The following is a 15,325-nucleotide window of genomic DNA, read 5'->3' on the forward strand; positions in this document are numbered from 1 at the left end:
TTGGGCAGCAGACGCTATCAGCGAATCGGCCTGACAATAGACTGCGAACCCATTCGTTCCGTAGCAGGATCCTTGGGGGCAGGGGTTTCGCTGTTGGTTTCCACGCTGAGCGGGTACAGCGGATTGCGCATGGCAATCCCCTGCATCACGCCGATGATGGCGTCGAAGGGCACCGCCGGGCTGAGCAGGTAGCCCTGGATGTAGTCACAGCCATGCTTGAGCAACAGCTCGAACTGCGCCTGGGTTTCCACGCCTTCGGTGACCACCTGCAAGTGCAGGGTGTGGGCCATGCCAATAATCGCCTGGACAATTTCACTGTCTGCGGTGGATTTGGGGATGTCCTGGATAAACGAGCGGTCGATCTTCAAGGTGTTGAGCGGCAAGCGCTTGAGGTAAGCCAGCGACGAATAGCCGGTGCCGAAGTCATCGATGGCCAGTGACACACCCAGGGCGCGAATCTGCCGCAACAGGGCCAGGGTGCTGCTGATATTGCCCATCAACGCGTTTTCAGTGACTTCCAGTTCCAGGCGGTTGGTGCCGATGCCGGCGAAGCGCAGGGCGTCTTCGATTTCATCGGCCAGTTCGTCACGCGCCAGGTTCAACGCCGAGCAGTTCACCGCCATGATCAACTCGGTGTAGCCTCGGTCAGACAACAGGCTCAGGTCGTGACAGGCCTGGCGCAATACCCAGTGGTCCAGTTCGGCGATCAGCCCGTTGTTCTCGGCAATGCCGATAAAGCGGTCCGGGGCCAGCAGCCCGTGTTGGGGGTGTTGCCAGCGCACCAGGGCTTCCAGGCGCGTGACCTTGCCCAGCTTCATGTCGAAGATGGGTTGGTAAAACAGCACCAACTGGCTGCGCGTACGCAAGGCGGCGCGCAGTTCTTCTTCCAGTTGCAGCTCAAGAAAGGCACGGGTTTTAAGATTGGAACTGAAGAAGTTCAGACAATTGCGCCCGGCATCCTTGGATTGGTACAGCGCCAGGTCGGCGGTTTTAAGCAGTTCTTCGCAGGTGTGGCCGTCTTCGGGAAACAGGCTGATGCCGATGCTGGTGGTCATCACCATGCGCCGGCCGGCCAGTTCGATGGGCTCTTTCATCTTCTGCATGATGCGCTGGGCCATGTTTCGGGCTTCGTCGCGGTGATGAATATTGACCAGGATGCAGAACTCATCGCCGCCAAAGCGTGCCACCACATCTTCATGGCTGCGTATCGAACCCTTGATATGCCCGGCCAGCACCGTGAGCAGCTGGTCGCCCGCATCATGGCCCAGGCTGTCATTGATACGTTTGAAGTGATCTATATCGAGGAAGATCACCGCCATCATGCCCTGAGTGCGGGTTTTTTCCGCGACTTTCTCCGCGAAGATCTGATTGAAACCACGGCGGTTGAGCAGGCTGGTCAACGCGTCGAAATGGGCCACTTGCTGCAGCGAGGCGCGGGCCTGGTCGAGTTCGCTGAGCAGCGCGTTGACCCGGCGCAGGTCGCGCTCCTTGTGTTGCAGCTTCTTGTCGGCCAGGGCTGCGCTGACGCTGCTGCCGATCACCAGCAAGGTGATCATCGCGACTGAAAGGCCCAGTTGAATCGGGTTGTCATCGGCCCGCAACGACAGGTCCGTGCCGCTGGGCACCAGCATTTGCATGGCCGCCATGCCGGTGAAGTGCATGCTCAGGATCCCGGCACCCAGCACCAGGCTGGCGGCGTATTTGAGCAGTTGGTGAAACACGCCGGCCCCATTGCGCAGGTAACTGGACAGCAACAACGCCGCCAGGCTGGCGCCCATGGCAATCGCCACCGAGGCCAAAAACAGCCGTGTTTCGAAGTACACCTGGGCCTGGGAACGCATGGCTGACATGCCCACGTAGTGCATCAGCGCGATACCCAGCCCCATCCACACCGAAGCCACCAGGTACTGATGAAAACGCAGGTGGGTATGACTGAGGGTCTGCATGGCGAGCAACGAAGCGATCAGGGCGATCAGCAGCGAGGCGAAGGTCAAGATCAATTCGTAGTGAATGGCAATGGGGGCCTGGAAGGCCAACATGCTGATGAAGTGGGTCGACCAGATGCCACCTGCCAGGCATCCCGCACCCAGCCAGCGCCAATGGCGGCGGGCGGTGGGGTCTTCGACATGGCCGACACGTTCGGCCATGTCCAGCGTACCGAAACCCGCCGCGCAGGCGACCAGGTACGCCAGCAGCACCAGAAACGGGTTATGACTGCAATTGAGCAATAAATGCCCGCTGTCTGGAAGGTCGGTAAAAAAATGCTGCCCCAGCCATTCCATAGCTTATCCCGTCACAGAGCCCTGTCACTGCCAGCGGCGATGACCTATGAGCTCGAGTATAGGAGTCTCTCGAGCTTTGCCATCAGTAATGGCGTTTTGATCTCAAATTATTTTGATATGCCTTCCATAGCGTTTGGTGCTAAGCGCTGATGGACAGGTCGAGTTCGAAGTGCGGAGCCTCCAGCGGGGCCAGGCCAAATGCGGCACGGGCGGCGTCGCAATCGACATTTTGCACGCCCTGGCTCCAGGACGCCTCGAACTCACGGCAGACACTGGAGCGTTGTTCATAAATAGAGCAACTGGTGGCTTGTCCGACTTCACCTTCAAGGCTGGCGCACCGTGCCGGCTTGCGGTCGGTGCCGATCATCGCCACGCGGCTGGGGTTGATCTGCACCACCAGCTCATCGGGCACCGTGCCCCCGGACGAGGCGCACTCACCCCAAAAGAAAGACACGCGAAAGTGTGAACAGCAGGCACCGCAATTCAGACACGGACTGGCTTCGGACATGGGCGTCATCAATAAGAAAAGTAGGAGGAGGGTGCTGCGAAAGGCTCGCCATTCTATCCGTGCCATGGCCGTTGGGAAGAGGGGCACGCACTTATATTTTCGTGGGCAAAATCCCCGGTTGCCTGGGTGAAATCATGCCCTATCAGCTTTACGAATCATTACAGACAATCACCGCCAGCCTGACTATGTTGCAGTGACCTGAGCAGGATGCATCGGGCATCGCAGCTCTCATAACAATAAAAGAGACGGACCCATGCAGAACTCGACCCAAGCGGCGAATGCCTGGCGCATTCTGTTCCTGCTGTTCCTCGCCAACCTGTTCAATTTCTTTGACCGTACCATTCCCGCGATCATCATCGAGCCCATCCGCATGGAATGGCACTTGAGCGATTTTCAGCTCGGTATCATCGGCACCGCCTTTACCATCGTCTACGCCATTGCCGGGCTGCCGCTGGGGCGCCTGGCCGACACCGGCTCACGCAGCAAGTTGATGGGCTGGGGCTTGTTCGCCTGGAGCGGGCTGACGGCGGTCAATGGCATGGTCGGCAGTTTCTGGACCTTTCTGTTGGTGCGCATGGGCATTGGCATCGGCGAAGCCAGCTATGCACCGGCGGCCAATTCGCTGATTGGCGACCTGTTTCCCGCCCACCGCCGCGCCCGGGCCATGGGGATTTTCATGCTCGGCCTGCCGTTGGGCCTGTTGCTGGCGTTCTTCACCATCGGTGCGATGGTCAAGGCGTTCGACAGCTGGCGCGCGCCCTTCTTTATCGCGGCGGTGCCGGGGCTGATCCTGGCGGTGTTCATGTTCTACATAAAAGAACCCAAGCGGGGGGCAGCGGAAACCGTGCAAGTTTCCCAGGAGCGCGTTGACCGCCCGATCCGCCGCGTGCTGGCTGTGCCGACTTTTCTGTGGCTGGTGCTGGCCGGGTTGTGCTTTAACTTTGCTACCTATGCGTGCAACTCATTCCTGGTGCCGATGCTGCAACGCTATTTCCTCATGCCGTTGCAGGACGCGGCCGTCGCAACCGGCGTCATCGTCGGCCTGACCGGCCTGGTGGGATTGACGCTGGGTGGCTGGATTGCCGACAAGATTCATCAACGGGTCGCCAATGGTCGATTGTTGTTTGCTGCGTTCAGCTTGATCATCTCCACGGTCACCACCGCCTGGGCATTGCACGCCGGGCGTGTTGAGATCGGGGTGTTTGTTGCGCTGTTCAGTGTGGGCTGGTTGTTTGCCTACAACTTCTACACCTGCGTGTATACCGCGATCCAAGACGTGGTCGAACCGCGTTTGCGCGCGACAGCGATGGCGCTGTTTTTTGCTGGGCTGTATTTGCTCGGCGGTGGCATGGGGCCGGTGGTGGTCGGGGCATTGTCCGATCACTTTGCTCATTCGGCGATGTATGCGGACGGGGCGCAGCAGATGACCGAGGCTTATAAAGCAGTGGGCTTGCATGACGCCATGTACCTGATTCCGGTGGCGCTGTTCTTGACCATGCTGTTTCTGTTCCAGGCCTCGCGCAGTTTTGTGCGCGATGCCAAGCGGATGAAGGAAGGGTTGAGTGCGGTTGAGGTGCCGGCGGCTGCGGCTACAGCTTGAGATCGAGGTGACCCTTTCGCAGGCAAGCCAGCTCCCACCTTTGACTGAGTTGACTGAACCTTGCTCGGTCAACTGTGGGCGCTGGGCTTGCCCGTGACGGCCGGATAGCCGACGCTGTTCTAACTGACGCGCCGCGATCTAAAAAATGTGGGAGCTGGCTTGCCTGCGAAGACGGCCTGCCAGCCGACATCTCTCTACCTGACACCCCACAATCCACCTGTGGGAGCGGGCTTGCTCGCGAAGGCGGCCTGGCAGTCAACACAGTTGGACCGGGTACATATCCGTTATTTAGGTAACGGCCACTTAGGGTTCCGCCCTGACGGCGGCTCCCACCTTTGACCGAGTTGACTGAACCTTGTGTGGTCAGTTGTGGGCGCCGGGCTTGCCCGTGACGGCCTGACAGCCGACGCTGTTCTAACTGACGCGCCGCGATCTGAAAATGTGGGAGCTGGCTTGCCTGCGATGACGGCCGGATAGTTGGCACCCATCTACCTGGCACCCCCCGATCAACCTGTGGGAGCGGGCTTGCTCGCGAAGGCGGCCTAACAGTCAACACAGTTGGACCGGGTATATATCCGTTATTTAGGTAACGGCCACTTGGGGTTCCGCCCTGACGGCGGCTCACTTTTGAAAAGCGCAAAAGTAAGCAAAACGCTCTTGCCCCACCACTCGGCACCTCGCTTAGGCTCGGTGTGCCCGAACACAGGCTTGAATCCGTGGGCCGCCGCCACGCGCCATCCATGGCGCGGGGCGGCTAACCCGGCGTCCTGCCGGGTTACCCACGAATTCAAGCCTGCGTTCGGCCAGCGTGGTTTAACGGGGCGCCTGAGATCAAGATCACAAGCAGAGCAAGAGCAAGAGCGGCTCGCTTCGCATCGTGGTTACCGTGGATCGCTTCAGATACCTATGCCGCGATGACGCCTGCAAGGCCAATAAAAAAGCCCGCATTGCGCGGGCCTTTTATGTTCAGCGGATTATCAACCTGCCACCAACACTCGAATCGCTTCCAGTCGCAACGCGGCTTTATCGAGCATGGCCAGGCCTTGCTCGCGTTGGTTGCGCAGGGCTACCAGCTCGCTGTCGCGCACGGTCGGGTTGACCGCTTGCAACGCGGTCAGGCGTGCCAGTTCTTCGTCGGTGTCTGCCGCCAGGCGACGCTTGGCTTCGGCAACGCGTTCGGCGTGACGTGGAGCGATCTTCTCTTCACCGGCGTTGATGCGCGGTGTGAGTTGGTCGCGCTGGGCCTGTACGAATTTGTTCGCGCTGGCCCGTGGCACGCTTTCCAGCTGGTCATTCAAGGTCACGAACGACACGCGGCCCGACAGGTCATTGCCGTTGGCATCCAGCAGGCAGCGCAAGGCGGCCGGTGGCAGGTAGCGGCCCAGTTGCAGGGAGCGCGGGGCGACTACTTCGCTGACATACAGCAGCTCAAGCAATACGGTGCCTGGCTTGAGCGCCTTGTTCTTGATCAGCGCCACGGCGGTGTTGCCCATGGAGCCGGACAGCACCAGGTCCATGCCGCCTTGCACCATCGGGTGCTCCCAGGTGATGAACTGCATGTCTTCGCGCGACAGCGCCTGGTTACGGTCGTAGGTGATGGTTACACCTTCGTCGTCGCCCAGGGGGAAGCTGGCGTCGAGCATTTTTTCGCTGGGCTTGAGGATCAGCGCGTTTTCCGAATGGTCTTCGCTGTCGATGCCGAACGCGTCGAACAGGGTTTCCATATAGATCGGGAGGGCGAACTGGTCGTCTTGTTCGAGGATGTCCTCGACCAGCGCATCGCCTTCGCCGGCGCCGCCGGAATTAAGTTCCAGCAAACGGTCGCGACCGGTGTGCAGCTCCTGCTCCAGGCGCTCACGCTCGGCACGCGCTTCGTCGATCAGCGCTTGCCACTCGCCGTCGTCGGCGGCTTCCAGCAACGGCAGCAGGCGTGGGCCGAACTGATGCTGCAAGGCGTTGCCGGTTGGGCAGGTGTTGAGGAAGGCATTGAGCGCTTCGTGGTACCACTGGAACAGGCGCTCTTGCGGGCTGGTTTCCAGGTAGGGCACGTGCAGTTCGATCACGTGTTTCTGGCCGATCCGGTCCAGACGCCCGATACGCTGTTCCAGCAGGTCGGGGTGGGACGGCAGGTCGAACAGCACCAGGTGATGGGAAAACTGGAAGTTGCGGCCTTCACTGCCGATTTCCGAGCAGATCAGCACCTGGGCACCGAACTCTTCATCGGCAAAATAAGCCGCCGCGCGGTCACGCTCCAGAATGTTCATGCCTTCGTGGAACACCGTGGCCGGAATGCCGGAGCGCACGCGCAGGGCGTCTTCCAGGTCCATGGCGGTTTCGGCGTGGGCGCAGATCACCAGGACCTTGGTGCGCTTGAGCATTTTCAACTGGTCGATCAGCCACTCGACCCGTGGGTCGAAGCGCCACCAGCGGTTCTCTTCCTCGATGTCCGGTTGCGCCTGGAAGCTGACTTCCGGGTACAGCTCGGCGTGTTCGCCCAGGGGCAGTTCGAGGTATTCGTCCGGGTTCGGCAGCGGGTAGGCGTGCAGTTTGCGCTCGGGGAAGCCTTGCACCGCGGCACGGGTGTTACGGAACAGCACGCGGCCGGTGCCGTGGCGGTCCAGCAGCTCACGGACCAGGCGGGCACTGGCTTCGGTGTCGCCATCGTTGACGGCGGTGAGCAGGGCTTCACCTTCGTCGCCGAGGAAGCCTTGAATGGTCTTGTGTGCGGTCGGCGACAGGCGGCCCTTGTCCAGCAGCTCCTGCACAGCTTCGGCCACCGGGCGATAGTTTTCGCTCTCGGCGCGGAAGGCTTGCAGGTCGTGGAAGCGGTTCGGGTCCAGCAGGCGCAGGCGCGCAAAGTGGCTGTCCTGGCCCAGTTGCTCTGGGGTAGCGGTCAGCAACAGCACGCCGGGAATCACCTCGGCCAGTTGTTCGACCAGCGAGTATTCGGCGCTGGCCTTGTCTTCGTGCCACACCAGGTGGTGGGCTTCGTCGACCACCAGCAAGTCCCAACCGGCGGCGAACAGCGCATCCTGGGCCTTCTCGTCGTCCACCAGCCATTCCAGGGCAACGAGTGCAAGCTGGGTGTCTTCGAACGGGTTGGTGGCATCGCTTTCGATAAAGCGCTCTTCATCGAACAGCGCAACCTGCAGGTTGAAGCGGCGGCGCATTTCCACCAGCCATTGGTGCTGCAGGTTTTCCGGGACCAGGATCAGTACGCGGCTGGCACGGCCCGAGAGCAGTTGGCGATGGATCACCAGGCCCGCTTCGATGGTCTTGCCCAAGCCCACTTCGTCCGCCAGCAACACCCGTGGCGCGATACGGTCCGCGACTTCGCGGGCGATGTGCAGTTGGTGGGCAATCGGTTGGGCGCGTACGCCACCCAGGCCCCACAGCGAGGACTGCAACTGGCGGCTGGTGTGCTCCAGGGTGTGGTAGCGCAGCGAGAACCACGCCAGCGGGTCAATCTGCCCGGCGAACAGACGGTCACTGGCCAGGCGGAACTGGATGAAGTTGGACAGTTGGGTTTCGGGCAGGGTGACCCGCTCGTTCTGCCCATTGAGGCCGTGGTAGACCAGCAGGCCATCGACGTCGTCGACTTCCTGTACGGTCATTTTCCAGCCTTCGAAATGGGTGATGGTGTCACCCGGCGAAAACCTCACGCGAGTGAGGGGCGCATTCCGTAGCGCATACTGGCGTGTGTCGCCAGTGGCCGGATAGAGCACGGTCAACAAGCGGCCGTCCTGTGCCAGAACGGTGCCTAACCCCAGCTCTGCTTCGCTGTCACTAATCCAGCGTTGCCCCGGTTGATACTGCTGCGCCATGCTGCCTGACTCCCGCCGTGAAAAAGCCGACTATGTTAACGGAACACGGCCCGGCGCCCAAGAACTCTGACAAAAACTACGCTGTTTGTACGGGCCGGCGGAAATTGAATCGACGGATGGCGGGCACTTGAGAGTGTCGACTGAGTCACAGCTTGGCACGCGGGTGCTCAAGTCACCCTGCCACCCGCCGACAGCCTGTTGATCAGGAGAATAATTATCATGCTGCCACCCATGCTGCCCGTCAGTGTTGTGCCGGTCACGTCGCAACTCGACCCGGCACGCCAGAAGCCGGATATTCCGCCGGTGGTGCCCGTTCAAGCGGGCTCCAACGAGAGCACGATCGACCTGAAAAAAGGCGATGCCGAGCAATCGACCTTTCTGTTGCGCGAAGAGCAGCGGCGCCAGCAGGAGCAACAGAAGCGGCGGCGCGAAGCTGACGACGACGAGCAGCAGCATTTGCCGATTCCCGGCGACTTGCTCAACGCTGATAACACCGTGCCCGTGGCGCCGCTGATCGAAGACGCGCCGCGCCAGGGCCTGTGGGTGGATATCGAGGTTTAACCCTTCAGTTCGCGCAAGGCCTTCACCAGCCACTCAATCTCGTCATCGGTGTTAAGCGGGCTGACGGAGATGCGCGCAACGCTGCTCAACCCACGCGCTTGCATGTCCAGCGGGGTGTAGGCCACGCCATTGGCGCCGATGTTGATGCGCTTTAACCCCAGGCGTTGCTTGAGTTCAAAACTATCCCAGCCGGCCAGGTTGAACGCGATCAAGCCTGAATGCGTGTTGCCCAAGTCGTGCAAGCTGATCCCCGGTATCTGACGCAGTGCTTCGCGGATTCGCGCGCTGGTCTGCAAGACTCTTTGCCATACCCGCTCAATCCCCAGTTGATTGATCTCGTGCAACGCATTGCCCAGGCCGGCCAGCAGGGCGAGGGACACTTCGCTGGTTTCAAAGCGTCGCGCGTCGTTACGCAGGTCGAAGCCTTCGGCGGTCCAGGGCGCTGAAAACACGTCGCGTTGGGCCGGGTTCAGGTGCGGGAGAAACTCCGGTCGGATGTACAGCAGTGCGGTACCGCGAGGCCCGCGCAGGTGTTTGCGGCCGGCGGACTTGAGCACATCGCACTGCAACGCTTGCACATCCACCGGCAGTTGGCCGACGGCTTGGCCCGCGTCGATGAAGTAGGGAATGGCATGCCGCCTGGCCACATCGCCGATGGCCTGGGCTGGGTTGATCAAACCACCGTTGGCCGGCAGCCAGGTGAGGTCGATCAGCTTCACCCTGGCATCGAGCATCGCCTCCAGTGCCACCGGGCAGGCGGCGCCGCTGGCATCGCACGGGATGACCTCCACCCGCGCCCCGGCTTGAACGGCCAGTTCCATGCTCGCCAGGTTGCCGCCCCATTCGTGGCGCCCCACCAGAATTCGATCGCCCGGCTGCCACGGCCCCAGCGCCTGGAAGGCCATGCTCCAGGCCGTGGAGCCACTGCTGGCGAAGGCAATCGCTGAGGCGGGCGCATTGAGCAGTTGCCCGGCGGCGCGGCGGGCCTTTTCCACTAAGACGGCACCTTGTTCTCCGGCCTCCATCGGGCCGTCGTGCGCTTCGCGTTGCAACTGTTCGATGATGGCGTCGAGCGTCGCCTGGCTGGGCAAGGACGCCCCGGCGTGGTTGAAGTGCACGATGCCCGACTGGCAACCGGGCGTGGCCTCTCGCAAGTGCTGCACTTGCAGCGGGCTCATGGCTGCAGCTCGAAAATGGCATCCACCTCCACGGCGACGCCAGCCGGCAAACTGCTGACCCCTACGGCGGTGCGCACGTGCCGGCCCTTGTCGTCGAGGGCGTTGACCAGCAGGTTCGAGGCGCCATTGGCGACCAGGCTTTGGCGCTGGAAATCGGCGCTGCTGGCAATGAACACACCCAGACGCAGGATACGCACCACCCGCGACAGGTCATCGCCCAGCGCATCGCTTAGTTGCCCCAGCAGGCCCAGCGCCGCCAGTTCTGCCGCTTGGGCGCCGTCTTCGTCGCTGAGGGAGTCACCCAGGCGGCCAAGGTAGGCGGGTTTGCCATCGAGCAGGGGAATTTGCCCGGAGATGAACAGTTGATGCTGGCTGCTCACATGATTGATGTAGTTGGCCGCGGGTTGGCTGGGCGTGGGCAGTGTCAGGCCGAGGGCGTGTACGCGCTGGCGGATGGAGTCGGTCATGGTGAAACCCTCTGGTGTCAGAAGGTTCCAGCATGTTGGCGGTGGCGAGGGGCGACAAACGGATAGATCTCACTCGACGTATCGAAAAAACTCACGCGTCGGCACACGCCTGCTTCAACCACTGGCTGAAGCATTCCGCCGCCTCATTGAGCGGGCCCTGGGGGGCGATCAGCCAATAGCCGATGTCGCTGTGATAGGGCGGCCAGTCAAAAGCCTCCACCAGGCTGCCGTCCTGGAGCCTGCGTTCGATCAGGCGGTGGCGGCCCATGGCGATCCCCTGGCCGGCCACGGTCGCTTCGACCACGATGTTGTAGTCATGCAGCATCACGCGGGGGTGGGGCTCGAGGTTGACTTGGTAATGGGCCGACCAATCGGTCCACTCGAAAGGGCGGTGCGAAGTTGCCATCAACAGCGGGCCACTGGCGACCTGCCGGGCTTTGAACGCGGGGCTGCACACCGGTGACAGGGTTTCGGCCATCAGGCGCGTGGCGTGCACGTCCGGCCAGTCGCCCTTGCCGTAGCGGATAGCCAGGTCAACCTCGGCTGTGGCGACATTGGCCAATTGAATCGCGGGCAGCAACTCCACCTGGATATGCGGGTAGCGCTGTAGAAACTCGGCCAGGCGCGGCGCCAGCCACAGCGTGGCAAAGGACGCCAGCAAGCCGATACGCAACACATTGGCGCTGGGCGCACCCCGTTGGTTGCGCGTTGCAGCGGCGATAGCGTCCAGGGCAGGGCGGATCTGCTCGTAGTACGCTTGCCCGGCCAACGTCAGGTCAATCGCACGGGTTCGCCGGATAAACAGCGGCTTGCCCAAGTGGTGTTCGAGCTTATGCACCTGGTGGCTCAGCGCACTTTGGGTCACCGACAACTCGTTGGCCGCCTTGATAAAACTCAAGTGCCGCGCCACGGCTTCGAAGGCGCGCAGGGCCAGCAGTGGCGGAAGGTCGTTGTGCAAGGCCACCTGGATGCGCCTCCTGGGCAGGGTAGAAAGCGCCGATTCTGGTCGATGGCCTGCATTTTGTCGCCCGCTTAATTGCCGTCGGGCGAGGCAGGCCGCATTATTGAGGCATTACCGCCACGACGTAAGCCAAGCCATGAGTGATGACGACAAGCTGATCGACCTGAACGCCGAACGCGCCAAGCGCGTGCACGACCTCAATGACAAACGCCTGAATGAAGTGCGCCAAGCCTTCGAACAAGCCATGCCCCTGGGCAAACCCAAGAAAAAGCCCAAGAACAAGCCGAAAAAGCGTTGAAACGCCCTGCATCCGTTGATGCAGGTCAGTTATTCCCCTTCTTTACGCCCCGTTGTGGGCGACATTGATCCTGGTCAATTTCCCACCGCGCCTTCTCCATTAACTTAGCCCTATCGCAACAGGGCAAGTGCAGGAGGCCGGTCATGTTTTTCGATAATGTGGTTTTTGCCGGAGTGCTGACTGTTAGCCTCATGGTGCTGTTTTTTGTAGGGTTTGGATTTTTTATCTGGAAAGACGCGAACAAGCGTAAAAAACCTTAAGTTTTTCCGGGTTACATGAGCACGCAAGGCATTTTGGGCGACTTCGGTCGCCCTTTTTTTTGGCTGTCAATTGAAGGATGAAGAGCCCTCGCCACAGGTCCAGCGTCGTAGCGACGTTGTGAAGATACCTATGCGCATCGCAGGCAAGCCCCACATTTGTCATGCGCTGCTCGAACTGGCGTAGAACCTGCATCCCACGCCCCATTCGCCGGTTTCCTGTCACCGGCTTCTGGAGGATTAGGATGCGTAGTCTGGTTTTGCTGCTGGCGTCATTGGCCCTGGGCGGTTGCATGACCGTCAGCGATATGGCCGAAGGCACCCGCTATCAGATGAGCGATGCCGGGCTGCTCGACCACAGCGATACGCGGCGTACTGCCTCGGTGCGCATACAGCCGGACTCCTTTGTGTTTATCGCCCAAGGCGCCTTCGTGCCGCCGGGCAGCGCTTACCCGCGGCCCAATGTGGTGGCCGAGGAAGCATTCAATGGCTTCGTCGAATATTTCCCCATGGTGCGTCGCGCCCGTCAGCCGGAAGGGCTGGAACAGGCCATGGCCGAAGCCCGCGACGCCGGTGCCCACTACCTGCTGTATTGCCGCTTTGCGGCAGCCGATGACCGTATCGGCAACGCCGACGAGTGGACCGACCAACAAGCTCTGGACCGCCTTGGCCTGGACAGCGGCGTAATCCAAGTCATGTTGATCGAGACCAGCACCCAGTATTTGATCGATACTGCACGTATTCGCAGTCGTGGCGGTTTACTGACGTTCCACGACACATCGCCACAAGATTTGATTGCCCGCCCCCTGGCGCAATATGCCCGAGGTTTGCTGGGTATGAGCAATCAGTAAACAGAGGAGCCCGTCATGACCGATTCCGCCAAGGCCAATGATTTATTGGCCCAACTGCCCAAGGGCAAGGGGCCGGCACCGGTGCATCTGTGGAACCCGGCTTTCTGCGGCAATATCGACATGCGCATCGCCCGCGATGGCACCTGGTTTTATCAGGGCACGCCCATCGGGCGAAAGCCGATGGTCAAGCTGTTCTCCAACATCATCCGCCGCGATGGCGATGATTATTTCCTGGTGACACCCGTGGAGAAGGTCGGCATCCAGGTCGATGATGCGCCCTTTGTCGCCGTGACCCTGGACGTGCAAGGGCAGGGCGAAAGCCAGGTTTTGCGCTTTACCACCAACGTCGATGAACAGGTCGAGGCAGGCCTCGAACACCCGCTGCGGGTGGTGATCGACCCCGTCACCCAGGAACCCGCACCCTACGTGCGCGTTCGCACCAATCTTGAAGCCCTCGTGCATCGCAACGCTTTTTACCAGTTGGTGGAGCTGGCCGTGAGCCGTCCGATCAACGGTCAGAACTGGCTTGGCGTATGGAGCAGCGGGGAGTTTTTCCCCATCGGCCTGGAGCCCTGAGGCGGTTTTTGTCTTCAGCCTGAAATAATCCTCTTGCGGTAAACGCCCGCTTTCGGTTATCAATTTGTACATGATTAGACATGTTCGATTTGATAAGAAAAAACGCGTCGTCGACGAGCTCATCCGCCGTATCGAGGGTGGGGTCATGGCCGACGGCTTCCTGTTGCCGGGCGAGCATCAACTGGCCGAGGAGTTTGCGGTCAGCCGCGGTACGCTGCGCGAGGCGCTGGCCGAGCTCAAGCGTCGCAACTACATCGCCACCCAGAGTGGGGTCGGCTCGATTGTCACCTTTGACGGCATGGTGTTGGACCAACGCAGCGGTTGGGCCCAGGCCTTGGCCGATACGGGCGCCCAGGTAAGCACCGACATCCTGCGTTTCGAGGCCGTCACGCGCCCGGATTTGTTCAGCCGTTTCGGCACCGACCAGTTCATTACCCTCGACCGCCTCCGGCGCACCGCAGACGGCACAGCGGTGTCCCTGGAACGCTCGCTGATGCCGGCCGTTGGCGACCTGGAAAGCCTGCCGCGCATTGGCCTGATCGACAACTCCCTGACCATCACCCTGGCCGCCTACGGCTACGTCGGGGCCGACGGCGATCAGTGGATCGGTGCCGAACCCCTGAGTGATGAAGACGCCGAGTTACTCGGGCGCCCTAGCGGCACGGTATTTCTCAAGGCGTCGCGCACCACCTATGATCGTCGCGAGCGTTTCATGGAGCATGTCGAAAGCCTGCTCGACCCGCTGCACTTTCGCCTGCATCTGCAGTTTGGAGCGTCGAAATGACCCGCGAAAATCGCGCCCTTGGCGCCTTCTATGGCCTGGCCCTGGGCGATGCTTTGGGCATGCCCACCCAATCCTTGAGCCGCGAGCAGGTACAAAAGCGCTTCGGTGCCATCACCGCTCTGGAAGACGCCGACGACGACCAGCCTATTGCACCGAACATGCCTGCCGGTTCCATCACCGATGACACCGAGCAAGCCATCCTGGTCGCCGAGTTACTGGTGCAAGGCCAGGGCCAGATCGAGCCCACCGTGCTTGCCCAACGCTTGATCGATTGGGAAGCGGAGATGCGCGCCAAGGGCTCCCAGGACTTGCTCGGGCCGTCCACCAAACGCGCGATCGACATGATCCTCGCCGGCCATACCCCGGAAGAATCCGGGCGCTACGGCACCACCAATGGCGCGGCCATGCGCATCACCCCGGTGGGCATCGCCGCCGATGTCAGTGACCCGATGCGGTTTATCCAGGCAGTGATCCAGGCGTGCCAGGTCACCCATAACACCAGCCTGGGCATTTCCAGCGCTGCGGCCGTGGCGGCAGTGGTCTCGGCTGGCATCAATGGCGTGGACCTGGGGGAAGCCCTGAATATCGGCACTCAGATTGCCCGACAGGCCGAAAGCCATGGTCACTGGATCGCGGGCGGGCGCATTTCTACCCGCATCAGTTGGGCTCGCACTCTAAGCGTCGGCAGCGGCGATAAAGCGTTGTTTGCCGACCTGCTTTACGAGTTGATTGGTACTTCGGTGGCTTCCCAGGAATCGGTAGTGGTGTCGTTTGCCCTGGCGCAGCAAGTGGCATCGGGCGACATGAACGCCTTCGAAGCCCTGTGCCTGGCAGCCAGTCTGGGCGGCGACACCGACACCATTGCCGCGATCCTCGGCGCTATGCTGGGGGCGTGCCTTGGCATGCAGTGCTGGCCTGAGGTGATGGTTGAACAGATCAAACGGGTCAATGGCCTGGACTTGCAGCCGCTGGTCCAGGGGTTATTGGCCTTGCGATAAATACGGGACTAACTGTGGGAGCTGGCTTGCCTGCGATAGCGGTTTTCCAGTGGCTGCGGGGCTGGTTGACCCACCGCAATCGCAGGCAAGCCAGCTCCCACATTAAAAAGCGTTGGGTCAGGAAGACCGGATAAAGATTCGACTCGCTGCCACAACCACAACAATACAGGCACCAGGAGC

14 protein-coding genes are annotated in these 15,325 nt (G+C 61.2%); 8 read left to right on the forward strand and 6 right to left on the reverse strand.

The window, feature by feature from the left end; all coding sequences use genetic code 11:
* Positions 1-17: 17 nt before the first annotated feature.
* Together CRN80_RS16760 and CRN80_RS16765 are read right to left on the reverse strand one after the other, a co-directional pair.
* Entirely contained in the window at positions 18-2,282 is a 2,265-nt protein-coding gene (locus CRN80_RS16760) for a bifunctional diguanylate cyclase/phosphodiesterase (RefSeq protein ID WP_098950620.1), read from the reverse strand.
* Between the two features lie 139 nt (positions 2,283-2,421).
* Positions 2,422-2,790, reverse strand: coding sequence for a YkgJ family cysteine cluster protein (locus tag CRN80_RS16765; RefSeq protein ID WP_098950621.1), 369 nt, complete (start codon positions 2,788-2,790; stop codon positions 2,422-2,424).
* A gap of 253 nt (positions 2,791-3,043) precedes the next feature.
* Here CRN80_RS16765 and CRN80_RS16770 point away from each other — a divergent pair, with 253 nt between their 5' ends.
* A complete protein-coding gene (locus CRN80_RS16770; protein WP_032895679.1) occupies positions 3,044-4,390 on the forward strand; it encodes an MFS transporter in 1,347 nt (448 codons plus the stop codon).
* 977 nt (positions 4,391-5,367) lie between these two features.
* Here CRN80_RS16770 and rapA read toward each other — a convergent pair.
* Positions 5,368-8,214 (reverse strand): RNA polymerase-associated protein RapA, encoded by a 2,847-nt coding sequence (gene rapA / locus CRN80_RS16780; protein ID WP_098950622.1) that lies wholly within the window; start codon positions 8,212-8,214, stop codon positions 5,368-5,370.
* A 219-nt stretch (positions 8,215-8,433) separates the two neighbouring features.
* On the opposite strand from rapA, the gene CRN80_RS16785 reads away from it, so the two are divergent.
* On the forward strand, positions 8,434-8,775 hold the full coding sequence (locus CRN80_RS16785) for a hypothetical protein (RefSeq protein WP_032895681.1): 342 nt from the start codon (positions 8,434-8,436) through the stop codon (positions 8,773-8,775).
* Here the strand turns inward: CRN80_RS16785 and CRN80_RS16790 are convergent.
* The 3 genes from CRN80_RS16790 to CRN80_RS16800 all read right to left on the reverse strand — a co-directional run bounded on the left by CRN80_RS16790 (position 8,772) and on the right by CRN80_RS16800 (position 11,384).
* The gene (locus tag CRN80_RS16790) at positions 8,772-9,953 is read right to left on the reverse strand and encodes an aminotransferase class V-fold PLP-dependent enzyme (RefSeq protein WP_098950623.1); all 1,182 of its coding nucleotides are present in this window, start codon (positions 9,951-9,953) and stop codon (positions 8,772-8,774) included. The two genes, CRN80_RS16785 and CRN80_RS16790, sit on opposite strands and share 4 nt — an antisense overlap.
* On the reverse strand, positions 9,950-10,420 hold the full coding sequence (locus tag CRN80_RS16795) for a RidA family protein (protein ID WP_098950624.1): 471 nt from the start codon (positions 10,418-10,420) through the stop codon (positions 9,950-9,952). Before CRN80_RS16795 ends, CRN80_RS16790 begins: the two co-directional genes overlap by 4 nt.
* Before the next feature lie 91 nt (positions 10,421-10,511).
* Positions 10,512-11,384, reverse strand: a complete 873-nt coding sequence (locus CRN80_RS16800) for a LysR substrate-binding domain-containing protein (protein WP_098950625.1) — start codon at positions 11,382-11,384, stop codon at positions 10,512-10,514.
* 133 nt (positions 11,385-11,517) lie between these two features.
* Here CRN80_RS16800 and CRN80_RS31245 point away from each other — a divergent pair, with 133 nt between their 5' ends.
* From CRN80_RS31245 to CRN80_RS16825, 6 genes are all read left to right on the forward strand, one after another.
* On the forward strand, positions 11,518-11,679 hold the full coding sequence (locus CRN80_RS31245) for a hypothetical protein (RefSeq protein WP_003193515.1): 162 nt from the start codon (positions 11,518-11,520) through the stop codon (positions 11,677-11,679).
* Positions 11,680-11,822: 143 nt separating this feature from the next.
* Complete coding sequence (gene ccoM / locus CRN80_RS31985; protein WP_019817835.1) at positions 11,823-11,939, forward strand: cytochrome c oxidase subunit CcoM; 117 nt, start codon at positions 11,823-11,825, stop codon at positions 11,937-11,939.
* Between the two features lie 242 nt (positions 11,940-12,181).
* Positions 12,182-12,787 carry a DUF4823 domain-containing protein gene (locus CRN80_RS16810; protein WP_003193513.1) on the forward strand — a complete coding sequence of 202 codons (606 nt, stop codon included), beginning with the start codon at positions 12,182-12,184 and terminating at the stop codon, positions 12,785-12,787.
* A gap of 15 nt (positions 12,788-12,802) precedes the next feature.
* Positions 12,803-13,363, forward strand: coding sequence for a DUF1285 domain-containing protein (locus tag CRN80_RS16815; protein ID WP_003193512.1), 561 nt, complete (start codon positions 12,803-12,805; stop codon positions 13,361-13,363).
* A gap of 70 nt (positions 13,364-13,433) precedes the next feature.
* Positions 13,434-14,147 carry a GntR family transcriptional regulator gene (locus CRN80_RS16820; protein WP_098950626.1) on the forward strand — a complete coding sequence of 238 codons (714 nt, stop codon included), beginning with the start codon at positions 13,434-13,436 and terminating at the stop codon, positions 14,145-14,147.
* Positions 14,144-15,145, forward strand: coding sequence for an ADP-ribosylglycohydrolase family protein (locus CRN80_RS16825; RefSeq protein WP_098950627.1), 1,002 nt, complete (start codon positions 14,144-14,146; stop codon positions 15,143-15,145). The genes CRN80_RS16820 and CRN80_RS16825 overlap by 4 nt, the downstream gene beginning before the upstream one ends.
* Positions 15,146-15,325 lie beyond the last annotated feature (180 nt).

Origin of the sequence: Pseudomonas sp. FDAARGOS_380 (assembly GCF_002591235.1) — a bacterium.
GTDB classification, from domain to species: domain Bacteria; phylum Pseudomonadota; class Gammaproteobacteria; order Pseudomonadales; family Pseudomonadaceae; genus Aquipseudomonas; species Aquipseudomonas salmasensis.

What these genes read in the sequence shown, in the direction of transcription:
- CRN80_RS16760 (WP_098950620.1), bottom strand. Translation starts at nt 2,282, where the DNA reads ATGGAATGGCTGGGGCAGCATTTTTTTACCGACCTTCCAGACAGCGGG.
- CRN80_RS16765 (WP_098950621.1), bottom strand. Translation starts at nt 2,790, where the DNA reads ATGTCCGAAGCCAGTCCGTGTCTGAATTGCGGTGCCTGCTGTTCACAC.
- CRN80_RS16770 (WP_032895679.1), top strand. Translation starts at nt 3,044, where the DNA reads ATGCAGAACTCGACCCAAGCGGCGAATGCCTGGCGCATTCTGTTCCTG.
- rapA (WP_098950622.1), bottom strand. Translation starts at nt 8,214, where the DNA reads ATGGCGCAGCAGTATCAACCGGGGCAACGCTGGATTAGTGACAGCGAA.
- CRN80_RS16785 (WP_032895681.1), top strand. Translation starts at nt 8,434, where the DNA reads ATGCTGCCACCCATGCTGCCCGTCAGTGTTGTGCCGGTCACGTCGCAA.
- CRN80_RS16790 (WP_098950623.1), bottom strand. Translation starts at nt 9,953, where the DNA reads ATGAGCCCGCTGCAAGTGCAGCACTTGCGAGAGGCCACGCCCGGTTGC.
- CRN80_RS16795 (WP_098950624.1), bottom strand. Translation starts at nt 10,420, where the DNA reads ATGACCGACTCCATCCGCCAGCGCGTACACGCCCTCGGCCTGACACTG.
- CRN80_RS31245 (WP_003193515.1), top strand. Translation starts at nt 11,518, where the DNA reads ATGAGTGATGACGACAAGCTGATCGACCTGAACGCCGAACGCGCCAAG.
- ccoM (WP_019817835.1), top strand. Translation starts at nt 11,823, where the DNA reads ATGTTTTTCGATAATGTGGTTTTTGCCGGAGTGCTGACTGTTAGCCTC.
- CRN80_RS16810 (WP_003193513.1), top strand. Translation starts at nt 12,182, where the DNA reads ATGCGTAGTCTGGTTTTGCTGCTGGCGTCATTGGCCCTGGGCGGTTGC.
- CRN80_RS16815 (WP_003193512.1), top strand. Translation starts at nt 12,803, where the DNA reads ATGACCGATTCCGCCAAGGCCAATGATTTATTGGCCCAACTGCCCAAG.
- CRN80_RS16820 (WP_098950626.1), top strand. Translation starts at nt 13,434, where the DNA reads ATGATTAGACATGTTCGATTTGATAAGAAAAAACGCGTCGTCGACGAG.
- CRN80_RS16825 (WP_098950627.1), top strand. Translation starts at nt 14,144, where the DNA reads ATGACCCGCGAAAATCGCGCCCTTGGCGCCTTCTATGGCCTGGCCCTG.